This window comes from Candidatus Paceibacterota bacterium, assembly GCA_030583765.1.
Taxonomy (GTDB): Bacteria; Patescibacteriota; Minisyncoccia; order 2-02-FULL-40-12; family GWA2-44-9.
Window position 1 is genome coordinate 583,683 of the sequence record CP129474.1, and the last position, 19,112, is coordinate 602,794.

A 19,112-nucleotide genomic window follows, 5' to 3' on the forward strand; every position below is an offset into this window, starting at 1 on the left:
TATGGCGGCACCCATCATTGAAGTTCGTGGTCTTGGAAAAGAGTATCGCGAACAAGATGTAACAACGGTCGGTTTGGAGAGTGTTGACCTTGCTATCAAAGAAGGGGAGTTTGTGGCAATTGTTGGGCCCTCTGGCTCTGGAAAGTCGACACTCCTCCAGATACTTGGGTGCCTTGATCGTCCCACGAAGGGCACGTACCGCTTAGCGGGGAAGAATATTACTTCTTTTTCTGATGCGGAGCTGGCGCAAGTCCGCAACGAGATGCTCGGGTTTGTATTCCAGGCTTTCAACCTCATGCCCCGGCAATCAGTACTTGAAAACGTGAAGATGCCCCTTATCTACGCGGGCGTTCCTGAGCCTGTGCGTACACAGCGCGCTCAGGCGATGGTTGACCTTGTTGGTCTCACTAACCGTTCTGAATTTGCCGCCGCGAAGCTTTCGGGTGGGCAGAAGCAGCGTGTTGCTATCGCTCGCGCTTTAGTGAATGATCCGCGTGTTATTTTTGCGGATGAGCCAACGGGGAGCTTAGACTCTCGTTCTGGCGAGGTGATCATGCGATTCCTCCAAGACCTGAACGATCAGGGCAATACCATTGTGCTGGTGACGCATGAGTCATATGTGGCGATGGCGGCAAAACGAATGGTAACCATTCGTGACGGAGTCATTGAGTCGGATGCCATTATTGATAAGCGGCGTATTATTGCCGAGCAGGGTTTTGAAAAATAACTCCATGTTATTCCGCGATACACTATCCATGGCGCTTCGGGGGCTCTCGACACATAAGTCGCGCTCTTTCCTCACGATTTTAGGAATCGTTATTGGCATCTCATCGATTACGCTCGTTACCTCTATTGGGCAGAGCGCTGAGGGACTCATCTTGGGTGAGGTGCAGGGGCTTGGGGCGCAAAATGTATTTATTATTCCAGGCCGTGAGCCAAGTGGGCCGAATGGATTTGGTTTCACTATTCTTGGTGACTCATTGAAGGAGCGCGATCTTGAAGCTCTGCGGAAGAAATCAAATGTACCCGATGCGACGCGCGTTGTGCCATTTGTATTTGGTCCCGCAGTTGCATCATATGGATCAGAAGCATTTACTGCGACAATTCTTGGCGGGACGGAAGACCTTGTGCCGCTCTACAATCTCGATCTCTCCGCGGGCATGATGTTTGATGATTACGATGTGCGTGAGCGTTCGCAGGTTGCGGTCATCGGCAAAGACGTCGCAAAGGAATTATTCGGCTCATCTACGGCTATCGGAGAAAAGATAAAGCTAAAAGATTCTTCGGTGCGCGTCATCGGCGTACTGGGCGACAAGGGGCAATCTCCTTTTGTTGATTTTGATGATGCAATTGTTATGCCGTACACCACGGCGCAGACATATGTGCTTGGTTTTTCATACATTCAGCGTATCGCGGTCACTGCTTCAAGTCCGGAAACTATGGATGCAGTGGTTAAGGACATTGAGGCAACGCTTCGTGATATGCACAACATTACGGATCCAGAAAAGGATGACTTTTTTGTACAAACGCCAACTGAAATCGCTGATACGTTTAGCACTATCACGAGCGTTCTTACCCTGTTGCTCGCATCCGTCGCAGGCATCTCTCTTGTCGTGGGCGGTGTTGGTATTATGAATATCATGTTGGTGTCGGTGACGGAGCGTACGCGCGAGATTGGTTTGCGCAAGGCTCTTGGTGCAAAAAATAATGATATCCTCCTGCAATTCCTCACCGAGGCGGTCATCCTGACGCTTGCCGGCGGGGTCCTTGGTATTACTATCGGTATCTCATTAAGCTATTTTGCTTCGTTTGCGGCGCGCACTTTTGCGGGGGTTGCGATGCCATTTATTCTGCCAATTTCTGGCATGGCCATGGGCGTGCTCGTCTCAGTGGGTATTGGTCTTGCCTTTGGACTCTTTCCCGCGCGCCAAGCTGCGTTAAAGAGCCCAATGGAAGCACTCCGCTATGAATAACATCATTCGTACCTATCATGCATATGCAGAAAAAGCGCCGACGGTATCGCGTGCGGTCATCATCTCAGTGATTATAGTCGCATTCCTTGGCTTTCTTGACTCGCTCTATCTGACGCTGCTGCACTTTATCAATCGCGTGCCACCGTGCAGTATTCTTGAGGGCTGTGAGACGGTCACCTCAAGTGCATATGCGGCCATCGGCCCGATTCCTGTAGCGCTACTGGGTGTGCTGTACTATGCATTTTTTGTAATCGCGGGCTTAGTGAGTTTTCATAAGCGAACCTCGGCACCACTTTCGCTGGCACTTTTTGCCGCACCTTTGGGCATGCTCTTCACTATCTATTTAATCGTGCTCCAGCTTTTTATTATTGATGCTATTTGTATCTATTGCATGGCCTCTGCTCTTACGTCATCACTCTTGTTCGGGATATGGCTTGCTGTGTGGAGCCAACACTATCGTCATTTGAGGGCTGAAGTATAGCGCGCATATTGAGTTGTACTGTAGGGTGGCGTACAATGGATCGTATATGAAACGATTCTTTTTTCTCTTGAGCGCATTCGCGTTTGTGCTAATGCCTGTTACTGCTCACGCAGTGGTCATAGGCGCCGGTGAGTCATACGTTTTGGCGCCAACCGTTGCCGTGAATGAAGATGTGTATGGAGCCGGCGGCACTGTCAGTATTAGCGCAGATGTGAAGGGTGATGTCGTGGTTGCGGGAGGAACGGTGAGTATCAGTGGTGATGTGCGAGATGATGTGCTCGCCGCTGGTGGCACGCTCACTATTGCAGGAACCGTCGGAGACGATGTGCGCCTTGTGGGTGGCACGACGGTGATTACCGGAGCAATTAAGGGAGACCTGGCGGTTGCTGGCGGGCAGGTACACATTGCTGGCGACGCACTTGTTTCTGGTAGTGTGTTGGCTGTTGGAGGATCCGTAACAATTGATGGGCGTGTTTTGGGTGGCATTCAGATGACGGGCGGGAGCATGGTGGTCAACGGTGTTGTTGATGGTCCACTGCTTATCAAAGCTGACCGATTGAGTATCGGTGCTGGAGCTGTGTTGAGTGAGCGTATTGAATATCGCGGCCCACGACCTGCTGAAGTTGATCCATCAGCTCGCCTTGCGCAAGAAGTCGTGTTTGTTCGCAGTGCCGCTGCGCTACCTGATGAGCGTACTGTTGCCGCACTGGCTGGCGCACTCTTTGGCGCACTGATCGCTCTCAAGGTGCTCATGTGGTTGGTGGCAGCATATGCGCTCGTCTATCTATTCCCACGATTAACACACGACGTATTACATGCAACATTTGCACACGTTGGGTGGTCTATTGCTCGCGGCGTCGCTGTTATTGTGCTCGTTCCTCTAGGTGCTTTAGTGTGTGGGCTTCTCTTGGTAGGTCTACCCATAAGCGTTATCGCCCTGTTGGGGTATGCTCTTTTCTGGGCCGTGACTGCGTTGCTGGCGCCGGTTGCGTGGGGAAGCGCCGCGCTTCACCTGTTGCGCAAAGAACCACTTGGAGCCGTTGCTTGGTATACCATTCCAGTGGGGCTTTTGGTGACTGGAGTCATTGGGCTCGTTCCGGTGCTTGGAGATATCGCGCAGCTGGCAATGCGATGCGCAGTATTCGGTGGCGTGGCGCTTGTGTGGTATCGCGCCATGTGGCTGAAGCGTTCAATCGCGGCATAATATGTTTACTGGATTTCTTCAATTTATTCGCCAGAAAGATGTGCTTGGGTTTGGTGTCGGCTTCGTGATTGGTGGTGCGGTCTCTGGGTTAGTGACTTCGTTTGTGAACGATATCCTTAACCCAGTTGTCGGCCTCTTGTTAAGCCAGGTGCAAGACCTTAAGAGCGCTACCTTGTCTATTGGTTCGGCGTCAATTTTGTGGGGGAGCTTCATACTGCAGTGTATCAACTTCCTCATACTCGCACTTGTCGTGTATGCTGCAGTACGTATGATCGGGGGTCAAAAATCATCATGAATAATCACCAGCCATTGCGACGTTCTCGCGTAAACAAAATATTTGGCGGAGTTGCTGGAGGACTCGGCGAATACTTTGATCTTGATCCTGTTTTTATTCGTCTTCTCTTCATCATCTTGGCGGTCGTTGGTGACTTTGGGTTTACCATTTTACTCTACCTTGCGCTCATGTTCATTCTGCCACTGCAGGATGCACCACAGGGACGAGACGAAACGCTCAAAGATCGCGTGCACTCGTTTGTTGATGAGGTACAGTCTGGTGCGCAAGATATCGCTGATCGCTTACGCTCACGTGAGCGCGAAATCCTCAAGCGGCGTACGCTTTTAGGTGTTGGGCTTATCGCGCTTGGCGTGCTGGCATTTTTGCGTGAATTTTTCTCACTTGCGTGGTTCCAGTGGTCGGCCATATGGCCCATCGTCTGTGTGGTCGTGGGGGTTATCATCTTGCAGCGCGAGCCGCGTGCGCCGTCTGCGCAACATAAAGAGCCTGAATCGAAAGAAGTCGTCCAGGAGAGCGCCCCTGAATCATCTGAAGCGCACCATGAATAATGCCCTTCTTCAGCGCATCGATGCGCGCATCATCCAGTGGTTGCAGCGCTATGGCGTGACTGTACTACGCCTCGCGCTCGGCGTTGTATTCCTTTGGTTCGGTCTTTTAAAGGTATTAGGCATGTCCCCTGTGGGGTATGTCGTGCAGAGTGCGTATGCGCTCCTTCCTATAGAACAATTTTTAGTTATACTCGGGCTCTTTGAAGTTGTGGTTGGGTTTGGGTTGCTCACGAAGCGTGCGTTGCGTATCGTGTTTGCGCTGTTATGGATAGAAATGCTTGGTACATTCCTCGCGCTCATATCTGCGCCCGCGCTCTTCATGCGAGGGACGTTGTTCGCGCTTACCGTTGAGGGTGAGTTTGTGATGAAGAATTTGGTGCTTGTTGCGGCAAGTATGGTGGTCGCTGGAGCGACTATTCGTCCTTGGCAGCAAGATGTTCACGATGCTCGCCGATGATCTCCGTGCATTGATACAGGGCACCGTTGCAACGGACCTAGCGTCCCGCGAAGCGGCGAGCCGAGATGCAAGTATCTTTCAGGTCATGCCTGAGGTTGTGGTTGCGCCCCGCGATAGCGCCGACGTGAAGGCTCTTGTCCGGTATGCAAACGAACACGCGGGGGTGTCGCTGACGGCTCGTGCAGCCGGAACCTGTATGAGTGGAGGGCCGCTCTCGTCCTCCATTGTGTTGGACATGAAGCCAGGATTTAGTGCGGAACCTGTTGTGGAAGGAAATCTTGCAAAAGCACTGCCTGGTTTATTCTATCGAGACTTTGAGAAGGTGACGTTGGCGCACGGACTCATTATGCCAACATATCCCGCATCTCGAGAACTGTGTGCGATTGGTGGGATGGTTTCCAATAATGCGGGAGGGGAAAAGAGCTTAACCTATGGGCAGACGATCGATTATGTTCAGTCAATTCGCGCCGTTTTGGCTGACGGTAACGAATACGAACTCGGCCCCGTATCCGGTGATGCGCTCAAGAAAAAGTTAGCGCAAAAAGATTTTGAAGGCTCAGTGTATAGTCAGATATATGATCTAGTCACCCACAATACGAAACTCATTTCTCAAGCACGCCCTAGAGTTTCTAAGAATTCTGCTGGGTATCAATTATGGCGCGTGTGGGATGGCGAGACTATGAATCTCGCAAAGCTTTTTGTAGGGGCACAGGGGACGCTTGGCATTATCACCGAGGCAACCTTTTCTCTTGTGAAGCCGAAGCCCTTTAGCCGCCTCCTCGTTGCCTTCATTGATAATCTCGCCGATGTTCCAGGCGTGGTCGGGGCCCTGAAGGCGCATGCTCCAGAAAGTCTTGAGTCGTATGATGACAAAACGTTCATGCTCGCACTGCGCTTCATGCCCGAATTTGTACAGCTTCTTGGCGCGCGTAATATCGTATCGCTTGGACTGCAGTTTATTCCGGAGGCATGGATGTTGTTGACGCACGGCGTGCCACGCCTTGTTGTGCTCGCTGAATTCTCCGGCGATACCGATGCGGAGGCGCTTGAGCCTGCGAGGGCAGCAGAACAAAGTCTACGATCACTTGGTATCCGCACGCGCATGACACGGAGCGCACATGAAGCAAAGAAGTACTGGGCAATTCGCCGCGAGAGCTTTAACCTATTGCGTCACCACATCCGCGGGCGTCAAACAGTTCCATTCATTGATGACATTATCGTGCCGCCTGAGCGACTGGCTGACTTTTTACCACGACTTACCGCAATGCTGGAGCCATACCAGCTGACTTATTCTATGGTGGGACATATTGGAAACGGCAACTTCCACGTCATTCCGCTCATGAAGCTTCAGGACCCGAAAACTCAAACAGCAATCCACGAGCTTTCATCAAAGGTGTATGCGCTCGTGAAAGAGTTCAACGGGTCGATCACTGCGGAACATAACGACGGGATTATTCGTACGCCGTTTATAGAAGAAATGTATGGAAGGCAGGTGTATGCGCTTTTCCGGCGCACGAAAGAGATCTTTGACCCGCACAACATCTTTAATCCGGGGAAAAAGGTGGGAGGCTCCTGGCAATACGCACTTGAACACATAAAGAAGAGTTAAGTTGTCTTTTTATGCTTTTCAAGCATACTTGTGACGTGGAGGTATATATGCACACGTTACGTTGGCTGGCTCGGTGGGTCCGCAGATACCATGAATATCTCGTCTCCGTCCTTGGGTTCGGATGCGTGATGGTGTCGTTGGGGATGTTTGTGGGGCGAGATCTTTATCTCGCCAACACGGTTGGCCTGTGCTTGCTCGCGATCGGTCTCGTGTTCCTTGGTTGGGGCATGCGGCGGCGGGTATTCTAGTGACCTTGGGGGCACGCAATGCCCCCTCGTCTTTTTTAGGAAGTATGGTATACTCTAACTCGTAATCGGCACGACCCGCCCGCGGCGGTTTTTTATTCGACCCGCCTTCGCATAGCTTCGGCGGGCAGGAATGCATCTTATGCAAAAAATCAGGAACATCGCTATCATCGCACACGTTGACCACGGGAAAACAACCCTCGTGGATTTTTTGTTAAAGCAGTCAGGAACATTCCATGCGAAAGCAGAGGAGTTGAGCCAAGATCTCATCATGGACTCAAATGAGTTGGAACGAGAGCGTGGTATTACTATTCTCGCAAAAAACACAGCCGTTATTTATAAAGATACGAAAATTAACATCGTCGACACTCCAGGTCACGCGGATTTCGGAGGTGAAGTGGAGCGCACGTTGAATATGGCTGATGGCGCCATTCTCCTCGTGGACGCACAAGAGGGCCCCATGCCTCAGACGAAGTTTGTATTAAAAAAAGCACTCCAACTTGGCCTTAAGGTGATTGTGGTAGTGAATAAGATCGATAAGCCGGGCGGCGATATCGCTCGCACTATTGATGAGACAACGAATCTCTTTTTGCAGTTAGCGCATGATGAGTCTCACCTTGATTTTCCTATTGTGTACGCCATTGGCCGTGAAGGGAAAGCGTGGGATCATATCCCAACGCCGGAGGAGCGTCAGGCCCCCGGTAGCCTCGTGCCACTTTTTGATGCAATTCTTGCACATGTGCCTGCGCCGCACGCCGATGCCTCCGGAACGCTCCAGATGCTCGTCGCGGCCCTTGACCGTGATACCTACCAAGGTCGATATGCCATTGGTCGCCTTGCGCGCGGTACTGCGCGTCCAGGCCAGCGCGTAGCCATCATTGATGCCACTGGCGCGCAGCACGTGAGTACGATCGAAAAAGTTTTTGTGTTCCAAGGCTTAAAGCGCGCTGAGGTTGCTGAAGCGTTTGCGGGAGATATTATTGCAGTAACCGGCGTACCGGAGGCTCATATCAGCTGGACGATCACGGACGTTTCAAACCCAGAGCCGCTTCCTAGCATTGCTATCGAAGAGCCAACACTGCGCATTACACTTGGTCCCAATACGTCTCCATTCATGGGACAAGAGGGGAAGTTCGTAACTTCTCGCCAGATCGGCGAGCGCCTCGAGCGTGAATTAGAAACTAACGTGGGTATGCGCCTCAACCCATTAGGGAACGGTGAATATGTGCTCTCGGGGCGTGGAGAATTACACCTTTCCGTGTTCCTCGAAACGCTTCGCCGCGAAGGTTTTGAAATGCAAGTATCAAAGCCCGAGGTTATTTTTAAAGAAATGGACGGCGTCCTTAAAGAACCAGTTGAAGAGGTAACAGTCGACGTACCAGAGGAATATGTCGGTACGATTACTACTGAATTCGGAAAGCGTCGCGCAGAGCTGACGAACATCATCAACCATGACAACGGCTATAGTCGCATGGTGTACCTCATGCCAACGCGTGCATTTCTTGGTTTGCGCAATATCCTCATGACGGCCACGAAGGGTACGATTGTCATGAACACGATGTTCGCGGAATATCGTCCGGTTGGTGAGGCGCTGCCGCGTGATCGCAATGGCGTCTTGATTGCGTCAGAAGCGGGGCAAGCGGTCGCTTTCGGGCTTGAGGTTGCACAGGGCCGTGGGAGTACATTTATTGGTCCTGGAGAAAAGGTGTATGAGGGCATGATCGTGGGCCTTAATAGCCGCCGCGAAGATCTTGAGATTAATGTGGTGAAAGGTAAGGAGCTTACGAACATGCGTTCTAAGAGCTCTGATGGTGTCACAATTCTCGCACCGCCAGTGGTTATGAGTCTTGAACAGGCCCTTGATTTTATCGAAGACGACGAGCTTCTCGAGCTCACGCCAGAGCACATTCGCATGCGGAAACGCTATCTTTCTCGCACTGAGCGCGATAAGGCTCGCCGTGCCCAAAAAGACGCGCTTGCGTAAAGCGCTCGTTTGTGATATACTGGGTCTTGGTAGGAACTCTCGCGGTAGCAGCCTGCGGTTACGTAGGGGGCTCGACGAGAAGGTCAACCCTACGGTAATAAAACAAATTCGTGTTTTTTGGAGCCCTCTTTTCATAAAGAGAGCGACTGAAAAACGCGCACAGTATGGCAAAGCGTTTATATGTAGGTAACTTGTCGTATGACACGACTGAGAGCACGCTCCGCGATGCGTTCGCGCAAGCAGGAACTGTTGCATCAGCACAGGTCATCATCGATAAGATGTCAGGCCGCTCCAAGGGCTTCGGCTTTGTGGAGATGAGCTCTGATGACGAAGCTGCAAAGGCAATCGAGATGTGGCATGGTAAGGAACTCGACGGCCGCGCACTCACCGTCAATGAAGCACGTCCTATGGAAGCACGCCCACCTCGCTCCGGCGGTTTTGGTGGAGGTCGCTCATCCTACTAAGGACTAGCAACATAAAGCACCCCGCAAGGGGTGTTTTATGTTACGTGTTGCGGGGTATTTTTGAGCGTTCCTCCGAGCACGTGTCTCATGCTTCCTGCGAGCATGAGCACTCCCTCTCGCCCTTACCCAGAGCTATCGCTCTGTCCCAGCGGTTCGGGCTCCGAGAGACTCTTTGGAATCGCTCAAAAACACCCTTAACGTGGGCGGGGTAACACATTTACAATATCGCGTGAGTGTGGTATCATATGTTCAGGAGGTCGCTATGAAGTTCTTGAAGAACGTGCTAATGGCGTTCGAGACGATCGTGGCGGTGGGAGCCTTTCTTTCCGTGGCTCTCCTCGCCCTCTGGTTCATCCTCTGGGCGATCGTGGAGCCGTTGGCCCCTCTCGTGACGTTTGGCCTGGTGGTGCTGGGGACGGTATCCAGCTTCCAGCATCGCAGCACCGCGATCTTGGCCATGGGAGGCATCGGCTTGTACTTGGCTTCTTGGCAAGCGGTCACCATGTACGGCCCCATCGCGGGAGCTGGGATCTGTTCTCTCGGTATCTTGCTCTGGATGTCCGGAGTCTTCAACCTGTTCCCGTGCCTTCGGCGGGACCAGATACTCGTTCCCAGATGATGTGCATCCAGCGTACCGGCCTCGTCCACTCCCAGTGGTCGGGGCCGTTTCTTTTTTATAAGCAACATATGAATACACTGAAGACCATTCGGAGCCCGAGCGGGCAGGGTGTCTCCGTAAGGAGACGAGCGAGGGCGAGTGAGACCGCGCAGTCCCGCTGGGACTGCGACGGGAGTTGGAAGTGTATTCGTATGTTGCCTACTGAAACTTGCGTGACCATTTTTGGGCCCCATGCTAGGATGGCGGCACATGATTTTGCTCATCACGGGGAATGGAAAGGGCAAGACGACAAGCTCGCTTGGGCAGGCGCTTCGCGCCGTTGGTGATGGCCGCAAGGTGCTCATGGTACAGTTTATAAAAGGGCCATGGCGCTCAGGGGAAGATGACGCATTTCAGCGCCTTGCGCCAGATTTTAAAATCATCAAAACAGGAAAGGGGTTTGTGGGTATTTTGGGAGACACGCTACCACGTGAAGAGCACATTGAAGCAGCACGTGCCGGCCTTGCGCTTGCGCGCACGGAAATGGAGAGCGGTGCGTGGAACTTGCTTATTCTTGATGAAGTGCACAACGCGCTCGCGCTTGGGCTTTTGGAGCTTGCGGAGGTTGAGGCCTTGGTTGACTCACTGCCCGAGGGCATGGATCTCATGCTGACGGGGCGAGATGCGCCTCAATCACTCATCGACCGGGCGGATATCGTGAGTGAGGTAAAAGAAATTAAACACCCCTACCAAGAGGGTAAGAAGGGAGTGAAGGGGGTAGAGTGGTAGTATGCGTTTTAACCTTCCTAAAAATGACGCTAAATATCGATGGACCGCACACGTCGTGCGCAAGATGCAGCACTACGCGCTCTCTGCTGATCGCGTGAAGCGAGTGATGCGTGCTCCAGCGCGCATGGAAGAAAGCGTGGTTCCGGGGGCTGTGGGTGTTATGCAAAAGGCGGGGACGCCAAAGAAGCCTTCCGAGATTTGGGTGATGTATCGCCAAGATGCCACAAAGGGGCGCAAGGTTGTTATCACCGCATGGAGATATCCAGGGGTAAGCCCAGTCCGTGACACTATTCCGATTCCAGCGGACATTCTTGCCGAAGTGCGCCACGAGCTGGCCCTCTTGTCAAAGGAATAGGTGTGGTATAATGGGCAATATGACTCAAAATCCATTCTCGTACGAGAGCTTGTTAAGCTTTCCCTTCTCCTTTAATTGGATTATTCTCGCAGCGTTTGTGTGGGTATTCGTGTGGAAGGGCCTCGCTCTCTGGAAAGCGGCTCGCCTGAGCGCAAAGTGGTGGTTTGTCGCTCTCTTAATCGTAAACACCTTTGGTATCTTGGAGATTCTGTTCTACTACGTGTTCTCTGAGCGTATCGCCCGAGGGAAAAAGGCGGAGCACGATACTACTGCTCCCGACGCAGGCGCGCCAGGTAGCGCTTCTGAAACTGCGTAAAGGTGCCCTTGCGAATTGCCGCGCGCATCGCGGTGACGAGCTCTTGGAAGAACCATATGTTATGTATCGTAGCCAGGCGTTGCGCCTGGCTTTCGATTTCAGGGAAGTGGGTGTCGAGGCGGAAGAGTGCGCAGAGCATGCTCCGCGTTACGCCGCCACGGCATGCCGGACATGCGCAACGTGGAGAAAGGCGTGCGGTACTTGTGCGCCACCGCGCAGAGCGAATATCGATCGGGCCCATGGCTGTCCAGATGCGGCCATGGCGCGCTTCGCGAGTGGGGATGACGCAGTCAAACGTATCAACGCCCGACGCAACAGCATCGAAGATATCTTCAATGCGTCCAATCCCAAGAAGATGCCGCGGCTTTTCTTCGGGGATATGTGGCATGATGGCATCGAGCGTCGCGCGCATCTCTTCTTTTCCGAACGACCCGCCGATGCCAATGCCATCAACCGCCGTGCTTCCTACGTGTCGCGCGCTTTGTGTGCGCAGATCATCAAATCGGCCACCTTGCACAATGCCGTAGAGCATTTGGCGATTCATGAGCGGACGAGCCGCCTTTTCTGCAAGACACCGTTCAAGCCAGCGGTGCGTTCGATGCATAGCTTTTTTTGTATGTTCACGACCATGGAGTGGCGACGTGCATTCATCAAAGGCGAAGATGATATCAGCCCCGATGGCCTCTTGAATGCGCATGGAAAGCTCTGGAGTGAGCATGCGGCGCGCTCCCATTTGGTCGGTAAAAGATACGCCTTCTTCAGTGATAGTAACCGCGCTCTTTTCACCAACCGCACGGCGGGGGCGTTCAAGCACCTTGCCCACATTGTGCTCGCGTGCGGCACCGAAGGAAAACACCTGAAATCCTCCGCTATCGGTCATCGTGGGAATGGATTGTTTCAGTGAGCGTTCCAGGAATGTTTTTTTCTTTGTGCTAGGGTTGGCGAGCGATGTATCCCAAAGGTGATAGGCATTCGCAATGATAAGCTGTGTGTTTGTTTTGCGAATATCAGAAGGCTTGAGCGCGCGCACGAAACCACGCGTGCCCACGATAACGTATGCAGGGGTTTCTACGGTGCCATGGGGTGTTTTAAGTACGCCAACACGCGCCCTTGAGAGGCGATCGCGCGCTGTAATGGTAAACGTTCCCTTCGCTGATTGGTTTCGCCTTCTTGACATATATGGCTTCCAATTGTATTGCAAAAAATAGTATTACGCAACTTTCCCTTGCGAGATGTGATTGCGAGGAGCTATGATGCGTGAATGATAACTGACAAACGCGCGCTCGCGCTCATTGCACTCTTAAGCATCGTGACTCACTGGTTCTTGTTTGGGGCTCCGAAAGAAACCGTGTTTGATGAAGTGCACTTCGGGAAGTTTATTTCTGGATATGCTACGGGTGAATACTATTTTGATATTCACCCACCACTAGGGAAGCTACTCATTGCGGGGTTTGGGAAGCTCGCTGGATTTAAGCCAGAGTTTGGCTTTGCACACATCGGAGCCGCGTACCCCGACGACTCCTATAAGGCGCTTCGCTTTCTCCCCACACTAGCGGGAACGCTGATCCCTTTGGCACTTTTTTGGCTCGCGCTGCTCCTGGGTATGCGTACACCATATGCTGCGCTTGTGGGCGTTGCAGCGGCGGTTGAAAGCGCGTTGGTGGTGCAGTCTCGGTTTATTCTTCTCGACGCGTTTTTGCTGCTTTTCGGCATTCTGACGCTGTGCATGTATCTGCGTTTTCGTGAAACGGCACAGTGGCGTTTTTTGATAGGGGTGGGCATCTTTGGTGCGCTCGCCGCGTCTATTAAGTGGACGGGCGGTGCGTTTTTGCTCCTCGCGCTCATCGCGGAGGGTATGCGGATTGCCAAAAAGGAACACACGCTTTCATTCCGAGAGCTTTCATTCTTTACGGTCGTTCCCATAGCACTCTATGCGACTGTATTTTGGGTACACCTTTCATTGTTGCCGAATACCGGCCCGGGTGATGCATTCATGAGCCGCGAATTCCAAGCGCGTCTTTCGGGGAATGCGGCAGCTGAAGATCCTCTCCTAAAGTCAAAAGGCATGCTTGCCAGTATTGTTGAATTAAATATGGAGATGTATCGCTCTAATGCGCGCCTGACCGCAACACATCCTTATGGGAGTCCGTGGTACTCTTGGCCACTCATGACGCGCAGCATTTTTTATTGGAATAGTGACAAGCAGGTGGTCGCAAAAACGCAGATTGACGGAGCGTGGCGTGAGGTTGGAGTGCTTCCCGTAGAGGATCGTCCGGGAGAGAAATATAAGATTTACTTAATCGGCAACCCGCTCGTGTGGTGGGGAAGTAGTGTGGCGATTGGTTTCCTCTTTTTTGCGCTTCGTGATCCCAAAAAGCGTACATTCGCGGCGGTCTTTATCGTGGGTGGGTACGCACTCTCACTCCTGCCCTTTATCGGCATCTCGCGGGTCATGTTCTTATATCATTACTTCCCAGCGCTTCTCTTTGCACTGCTTGCGCTCGGATATCTCTGTGATCAGGCAAACGTATCGCGACGTTCTCTTGCGGTGCTTGGCGCGCTTGCGTGTATTGTGTTCATATATTTTGCGCCTATCACCTACGGGCTTCCTCTTGGTGAGCAAGCATTCTCTGCGCGCATGTGGTTGAGTACTTGGCGCTAGGACTGCATTGATTTTTCTCGATTATAGTGTATGGTATGTCGCCAAGGAGGTGGCCATGGATTATCCGGGCAACGAGAAGCCGGTCACTCCGGCCGAGTTGATAGGGGCGTTCGAGAGCATCATACAAGCGCCGGAAGGCTCGCTGGTGCGTGTTTTTACGGCACGGGTGCTCTTGTGTGGGAGTGAAGAGGGCCTACAGACGGCGGCACTCATACGGTTGGCGGCACAGCACGGTTTCTCCGCCATTTTCAACGAAGAGCGAGTGGAGGGTCGCCCGCCAGTCTACCAGTACTCCATCGTGATCTTTTCGAGCTGGCGCCCGGTCATCTCTGCCTAACACAAAGGCCCCATCGCATGCGTGCGAACGGGGCCTTTTGCTTTTCCGTTCTATTCCTAGAGCTTTACCACGCGGGCTTTTACGTAGAGATCTTCCGCTACTTTCCAGTTGAAGTTTTTCCAGAAGGCCGCAATATATGCCGCCTTATCTGAGCCATAGTCAATAAAATAGGCGTGTTCGTAGACATCAAGCACAATAATAGGCAAACAGCCCCAGACGCCGCCTTGGTTGTGCGCATCGGCGTTATAGTGCTTTAGAGCCTGCGCCTTTATATCCCATGCAAGGACGCTCCATCCACGAGCCGCCATTGCGCACGCAGAGAAATACTGGATCCCAGCTTCCAGCGAACCCCACTTTTCTACGAGAGCTTTTGAGAGCTCTGGTGCTTCGGTGGGCGAGCCAGAACCACCAAGGCCATCAAAATACCATTCATGAAGATAGACGCCATTTACAGCAAATGTTTCCGCATCTTTGAGCGCGCGGAGATCTGAATAGGTAGCGTTGCCCGCTGGGGATCCAGCATTCCGCAACGCAGTTAATTTCTCCCCAATCTCTTTGAGCTTTGCGACATACCCTGCATAGAGCTTATCGTGGTGGATGGCGAGTGTTTTTTCGGAAATTCCATCCAGTGAAGTGTAGGGAAGTGGTTTAGGTTCTTGAGACATGGCTTATGAAGCGGCGTATTGATCGATTTTTGGGCGATCAAAGCCGATGACAATCTTTCCATTGATATCAATGACAGGTACGCCGAGCTGGCCTGTTTTATTGATCATTTCTTCACGTGCTACAGCATCGGCTTGCACATCTTTTTCGGTGTATTCCCAGCCTTTTGTTTTGAAATATTCCTTCGCTTGCTGACAGTAGCCGCACCATGGGGTTGAATAGATAGTAATCTTTGGCATAGGTGACGAGTATAGCACAACTGGGCGTGGTGCAAAAAGTGTCTGCTTTCCAGATCCGCGGGAGAGAATATGGAATGTTATCCCGAAGAGTCTCTCGGAGCCCGAACCGCTGGGACAGAGCGGTACGCTCTGGGTGAGGGCGAGAGGGAGTGCTCATGCTCGCAGGAAGCATGAGACACGTGCTTGGAGGGATGATGTTCTATATTCTTAATGTATGGGGCGTGGTGTGTTATACTGGCGTTACTATGCGAGATTTAACGATTATTGGCGGCTCAGCGGCAGCGATTACGGCGGGTATCTATGCGGCGCGGCGTGGTTTGAACTTTGTAGTAGTAGCCAAAGAATTTGGTGGGGAGGTGGCTACTTCTGGAGAAGTGGGCAACTGGCCAGGTATGCCGAAAACCGATGGTTTCACGCTCGCAAAACAGTTTAAGGAGCATCTCGACTCATACGGAGCTCCTACAGAAGATGGCGTGTGGGTGGAGGCAATTGTGAAAGAGGCAGACGGAACGTTTACCGTGAAGGGTAAGCGTGGTGATGAAGTGCTTTCTTTCCAATCTCGCGCTGTGATTGTGGCAACGGGGGTCCATCCTCGTGAGCTTGGCGTGCCAGGGGAGAAGGAATATCGCAATAAAGGCGTGAGCTACTGCACAACCTGCGACGGCCCCATCTTTGCTGGCAAAGTGACAGCAACTGTTGGGGGTGGCAACTCAGCGCTCGAGTCGGCTCTCATGCTTTCTGACATCGCATCGCATGTGTATGTAGTGAATAAAAACGCGGCGTTCAAGGGTGACGCTATGTTGATGGAAAATCTGGCGAAGAAGAAAAATGTCACCGTGCTCTACAGCGCGCTTACTACGAAAATTGATGGTGAGCAATTTGTGCAGAAATTAGTGTATACGGATGGTAGCGGCGCAGAACAATCATTCGCAGTAGATGGCGTTTTCGTGCATATTGGGAATATCCCTAATTCGTCGATTGTGCCCCAAGAGGTGGTAAAAGATGATATCGGACAAATCGTTGTTGATGCCTATTGCGCCACGAATGTGCCCGGGCTTTTTGCGGCGGGTGACGTGACGAACGTACCGTTTAACCAAATTGTGATTGCGACTGGACAGGGGTGTATCGCAGCACTGGCGGCGGTCCAGTATCTCAATCGTCAATCGTAATTATGTTGTATCTCATCGCAGATCATCGCGGGTTTCTTCTTAAAGACGCAATTGCGGCATGGTTACACAAGCAGGGTATTGCGTTTGAAGACCTTGGAGCGCATGCGTTGGACAAGGACGATGATTACCCTGACTTCGCTATCCTCGCGCGTGAAAAAGCGGGTAAAGATGACCGCATTATTGCACTCTGTGGCACGGGAGTTGGTATGGATATCGCGCTCAACCGTGCGCCACATATCCGCTGCGGCCTGCCGCGTTCGCTTGAACATGTGCGAGAGATGCGCACCGATGATGACGTGAATGCGCTCGCACTCGGCGCTGACAGTATGACCCAAGAAGAAGCCTTCGCGTATATTCAGGCATTTTTAGACACGCCATTCTCTGGCGATGCGCGCCATGTGCGACGTATTGCGAAACTGTCATGACGATTATCCCAGCTATTCTCGCGCACAATCCTGAAGAGTTTCAGCAATTGTGGGAAAAAGTTGCGGGCCACACTCAGCGCATACACATTGATATCGCGGACGGCACCTTCGTGCCAACTCGCACGGTTGCAGGTATTCAGGAGATCGCATGCATTCCTGACGACGTATTCCTCGACGTGCATCTTATGGTTTCTTCGGTGAGCGACGCGCTCGCCACGTGGCTCGCGACGCGTGCCGACCGTATCATCATGCACGCGGAGTCAACAGATATGTCGTCGGCACTTATCGCGCGCGTGGTAGAATCAGGGAAGCGGGCATGGATTGCGTTGAACCCAGATACAGATCCCGCCGCGCACAGCGAACTGTTTCTGCGTGCGCAGGGTGTGCAATTCATGACCGTGCAGCCAGGTGCATATGGCGCGCCATTTCTCCCACAGGTGATTGAGCGTATGGCTGTATTTCATGAAGAGCATACACATGTGCCACTCATGGTTGATGGGGGTATCACTCCAGAAACTGCGCGTATGGTAGAGCGCGTAGGATGCGAAGAAGCCGTGTGCGGTAGTTATATTATGCGTAGCGCGGATCCGCTGAAAGCACTTTCAGATTTTTCTTAAACCATGCAGTACGACATCATTGTATTCGGTTCAGCAACTCAAGATACATTCTTAAAACTTCGCTCGCCGCTTATTGTCCAGAACGATACATTTCCCGAAAAGCGAGGGCTCGCATTTGGTCTTGGCTCAAAAATTGAGGTTCCCGAAATCATCTTGGCATCAGGAGGTGGCGGCACGAACGCTGCGGTAACGTTCGCGCGTCAGGGCCTTAATACTGCATTCATTGGGGTTGTGGGGCAAGATGCAAATGGCCGTGACATTCTCGATGTACTTCGCAAGGAAGGGGTAGACCCCAAGTATGTACTGACCCACGATGATGGCATGACTGCCTATTCTGTGGTGTTGGTGAATGAAGACGGGGAGCGCACCATTCTTTCGTATAAAGGCGAAGGGCAGCATTTCACAACGGTTGGAGTGCCGTATGATCGTCTCCAGTCTTCATGGGCTTTTGTTAGTAGCTTAGGGGGTAGTTGGGAAGTTCTCGAAACAACGGTTCATTGGGCGCGCGATAACAAGATTCAACTTGCCATTAATCCGGGCGGGAAAGAACTCGCCCATGGTTTGGAAAAACTGAAACCGTTACTCAGACACTTCTCCGTTGTTATTATGAACCAAGAAGAGGCCGCTGATTTTCTAGGCATTCCGTACCAAAACGAAAAAGAGATTTTTGAAACGATGGACCGCCTCATCGATGGCATTTTTGTACTTACCAAAGGACCAAACGGTGTTTCCGTCTCTGATGGGAAAAAAGTATACACCGCAGGCGTACCTGCTTCGCCGGTAGTGGAGCGCACGGGCGCGGGTGACGCGTTTAGCTCTGGGTTTGTGTGTGAATATGCGCGCTCGGGAGATATCGCAAAGGCGATCCAATTTGGTACGGCAAATGCTTCTGCCGTAGTTACCGAGTTTGGCGCAAAGAAAGGCATTCTCACAAAAGGGAATTGGGGGCCGTGGCCGCTCGTCCCTGTGAAAGTTTCAAGTCTATAAAAAGAAAACGCCCCTCGTGATATCCCGGATTACACGAGGGGCGAACAGCGGTACGCTGTGAAAGGAGGCCTGATGCGCGTGCTTTGCGCACCAGCGGGACCATGCAGAGACGTTCGAGAGAGGGGGCTCTCTCGACTCCTTCTTTGCCGACCTTCGGATGGCTGCATGGCGTGTGCACCTTTGCCTGATGTTTTACTATGCACACGAATCGGCCCCTTAGGAGTCAAAGGGGGCTGTTCCCACGAAGATTGCTGAAATCTGCGTGGGTGGGCGAAGGGGGATGAAAAAGTGCTAATGACAGTATACCGTTTTTCGCGGAACTGTCAATTTTTATGTTTGGAAGTAAAAAAAGAGGGGCTCCGATGTGCCGGAAGCCCCTTTCTGCAAATCCACCCGTGGTCCGTCCCTCATCTGTGAGGGCGGTGCCTGCCGTGCCAGGGCGACGGTGGATGGCGGTTTTTCTCTCCATGCTCGCAGGGGCATTTCTAAACCCTTTGAGCGGACATGTTACGCGTGTGCCTTTTCGGTCGTGGCCGGCCCATCGAGTGGGCGCCTGCCGAGTGGGGCGAACAACGCGTAGCGGCGTTTTTGGTTTGCGGGCGGCCAATGTGGCCGACCCGCCCCCTCCTTTTTACGGAACTAGAAGTATAATAACACACTCATCCTCCATTTGTCAATAACCCTCAAATACCCAC

General features: G+C 52.4%; 24 protein-coding genes. 21 read left to right on the forward strand and 3 right to left on the reverse strand.

Features of this window, described 5'->3' with window-relative positions:
• Position 1: 1 nt before the first annotated feature.
• From QY311_03170 to QY311_03240, 15 genes are all read left to right on the forward strand, one after another.
• Positions 2–727 (forward strand): ABC transporter ATP-binding protein, encoded by a 726-nt coding sequence (locus QY311_03170; protein WKZ27103.1) that lies wholly within the window; start codon positions 2–4, stop codon positions 725–727.
• 4 nt (positions 728–731) lie between these two features.
• Positions 732–1,973 (forward strand): ABC transporter permease, encoded by a 1,242-nt coding sequence (locus QY311_03175; protein ID WKZ27104.1) that lies wholly within the window; start codon positions 732–734, stop codon positions 1,971–1,973.
• Positions 1,966–2,454, forward strand: coding sequence for a vitamin K epoxide reductase family protein (locus QY311_03180; protein WKZ27105.1), 489 nt, complete (start codon positions 1,966–1,968; stop codon positions 2,452–2,454). Before QY311_03175 ends, QY311_03180 begins: the two co-directional genes overlap by 8 nt.
• 46 nt (positions 2,455–2,500) lie before the next feature.
• Entirely contained in the window at positions 2,501–3,658 is a 1,158-nt protein-coding gene (locus tag QY311_03185) for a hypothetical protein (protein ID WKZ27106.1), read from the forward strand.
• A 1-nt stretch (position 3,659) separates the two neighbouring features.
• Positions 3,660–3,953, forward strand: a complete 294-nt coding sequence (locus tag QY311_03190) for an MscL family protein (protein ID WKZ27107.1) — start codon at positions 3,660–3,662, stop codon at positions 3,951–3,953.
• Entirely contained in the window at positions 3,950–4,501 is a 552-nt protein-coding gene (locus QY311_03195) for a PspC domain-containing protein (GenBank protein WKZ27108.1), read from the forward strand. Before QY311_03190 ends, QY311_03195 begins: the two co-directional genes overlap by 4 nt.
• Positions 4,494–4,958 (forward strand): DoxX family protein, encoded by a 465-nt coding sequence (locus QY311_03200; protein ID WKZ27109.1) that lies wholly within the window; start codon positions 4,494–4,496, stop codon positions 4,956–4,958. Before QY311_03195 ends, QY311_03200 begins: the two co-directional genes overlap by 8 nt.
• Entirely contained in the window at positions 4,936–6,567 is a 1,632-nt protein-coding gene (locus tag QY311_03205; GenBank protein ID WKZ27110.1) for an FAD-binding oxidoreductase, read from the forward strand. Before QY311_03200 ends, QY311_03205 begins: the two co-directional genes overlap by 23 nt.
• Positions 6,568–6,602: 35 nt before the next feature.
• Positions 6,603–6,815 carry a hypothetical protein gene (locus QY311_03210; GenBank protein WKZ27111.1) on the forward strand — a complete coding sequence of 71 codons (213 nt, stop codon included), beginning with the start codon at positions 6,603–6,605 and terminating at the stop codon, positions 6,813–6,815.
• A 130-nt stretch (positions 6,816–6,945) separates the two neighbouring features.
• Positions 6,946–8,796, forward strand: coding sequence for a translational GTPase TypA (typA, locus tag QY311_03215; GenBank protein ID WKZ27112.1), 1,851 nt, complete (start codon positions 6,946–6,948; stop codon positions 8,794–8,796).
• A gap of 164 nt (positions 8,797–8,960) precedes the next feature.
• Positions 8,961–9,260 (forward strand): RNA-binding protein, encoded by a 300-nt coding sequence (locus QY311_03220; GenBank protein WKZ27113.1) that lies wholly within the window; start codon positions 8,961–8,963, stop codon positions 9,258–9,260.
• A 262-nt stretch (positions 9,261–9,522) separates the two neighbouring features.
• The gene (locus QY311_03225) at positions 9,523–9,879 is read left to right on the forward strand and encodes a hypothetical protein (protein ID WKZ27114.1); all 357 of its coding nucleotides are present in this window, start codon (positions 9,523–9,525) and stop codon (positions 9,877–9,879) included.
• A 249-nt stretch (positions 9,880–10,128) separates the two neighbouring features.
• Positions 10,129–10,647 (forward strand): cob(I)yrinic acid a,c-diamide adenosyltransferase, encoded by a 519-nt coding sequence (gene cobO / locus QY311_03230; protein WKZ27115.1) that lies wholly within the window; start codon positions 10,129–10,131, stop codon positions 10,645–10,647.
• A 1-nt stretch (position 10,648) separates the two neighbouring features.
• Positions 10,649–11,002 (forward strand): hypothetical protein, encoded by a 354-nt coding sequence (locus QY311_03235; GenBank protein ID WKZ27116.1) that lies wholly within the window; start codon positions 10,649–10,651, stop codon positions 11,000–11,002.
• A gap of 19 nt (positions 11,003–11,021) precedes the next feature.
• Entirely contained in the window at positions 11,022–11,318 is a 297-nt protein-coding gene (locus QY311_03240; GenBank protein ID WKZ27117.1) for a DUF5652 family protein, read from the forward strand.
• Here the strand turns inward: QY311_03240 and tgt are convergent.
• A complete protein-coding gene (gene tgt / locus QY311_03245; GenBank protein WKZ27118.1) occupies positions 11,269–12,495 on the reverse strand; it encodes a tRNA guanosine(34) transglycosylase Tgt in 1,227 nt (408 codons plus the stop codon). The two genes, QY311_03240 and tgt, sit on opposite strands and share 50 nt — an antisense overlap.
• 84 nt (positions 12,496–12,579) lie before the next feature.
• Here tgt and QY311_03250 point away from each other — a divergent pair, with 84 nt between their 5' ends.
• Both QY311_03250 and QY311_03255 read left to right on the forward strand, forming a co-directional pair.
• Complete coding sequence (locus QY311_03250; GenBank protein ID WKZ27119.1) at positions 12,580–13,980, forward strand: phospholipid carrier-dependent glycosyltransferase; 1,401 nt, start codon at positions 12,580–12,582, stop codon at positions 13,978–13,980.
• Positions 13,981–13,987: 7 nt separating this feature from the next.
• Positions 13,988–14,317, forward strand: a complete 330-nt coding sequence (locus QY311_03255; protein ID WKZ27120.1) for a hypothetical protein — start codon at positions 13,988–13,990, stop codon at positions 14,315–14,317.
• A 56-nt stretch (positions 14,318–14,373) separates the two neighbouring features.
• Here the strand turns inward: QY311_03255 and QY311_03260 are convergent, their stop codons facing one another.
• Both QY311_03260 and QY311_03265 read right to left on the reverse strand, forming a co-directional pair.
• Positions 14,374–14,982, reverse strand: coding sequence for a superoxide dismutase (locus tag QY311_03260; protein WKZ27121.1), 609 nt, complete (start codon positions 14,980–14,982; stop codon positions 14,374–14,376).
• Between the two features lie 3 nt (positions 14,983–14,985).
• Positions 14,986–15,219: a glutaredoxin domain-containing protein gene (locus tag QY311_03265; protein ID WKZ27122.1), complete on the reverse strand. Its 234-nt coding sequence runs from the start codon at positions 15,217–15,219 to the stop codon at positions 14,986–14,988.
• A 245-nt stretch (positions 15,220–15,464) separates the two neighbouring features.
• On the opposite strand from QY311_03265, the gene QY311_03270 reads away from it, so the two are divergent.
• The 4 genes from QY311_03270 to QY311_03285 are packed head-to-tail and all read left to right on the forward strand — an operon-like array spanning position 15,465 to position 18,417.
• Positions 15,465–16,388 carry an FAD-dependent oxidoreductase gene (locus QY311_03270; GenBank protein ID WKZ27123.1) on the forward strand — a complete coding sequence of 308 codons (924 nt, stop codon included), beginning with the start codon at positions 15,465–15,467 and terminating at the stop codon, positions 16,386–16,388.
• Between the two features lie 2 nt (positions 16,389–16,390).
• Positions 16,391–16,813 carry an RpiB/LacA/LacB family sugar-phosphate isomerase gene (locus QY311_03275; GenBank protein WKZ27124.1) on the forward strand — a complete coding sequence of 141 codons (423 nt, stop codon included), beginning with the start codon at positions 16,391–16,393 and terminating at the stop codon, positions 16,811–16,813.
• Positions 16,810–17,430 carry a hypothetical protein gene (locus QY311_03280; protein ID WKZ27125.1) on the forward strand — a complete coding sequence of 207 codons (621 nt, stop codon included), beginning with the start codon at positions 16,810–16,812 and terminating at the stop codon, positions 17,428–17,430. Before QY311_03275 ends, QY311_03280 begins: the two co-directional genes overlap by 4 nt.
• A 3-nt stretch (positions 17,431–17,433) precedes the next feature.
• A complete protein-coding gene (locus tag QY311_03285) occupies positions 17,434–18,417 on the forward strand; it encodes a carbohydrate kinase family protein (protein WKZ27126.1) in 984 nt (327 codons plus the stop codon).
• Positions 18,418–19,112: the final 695 nt, after the last annotated feature.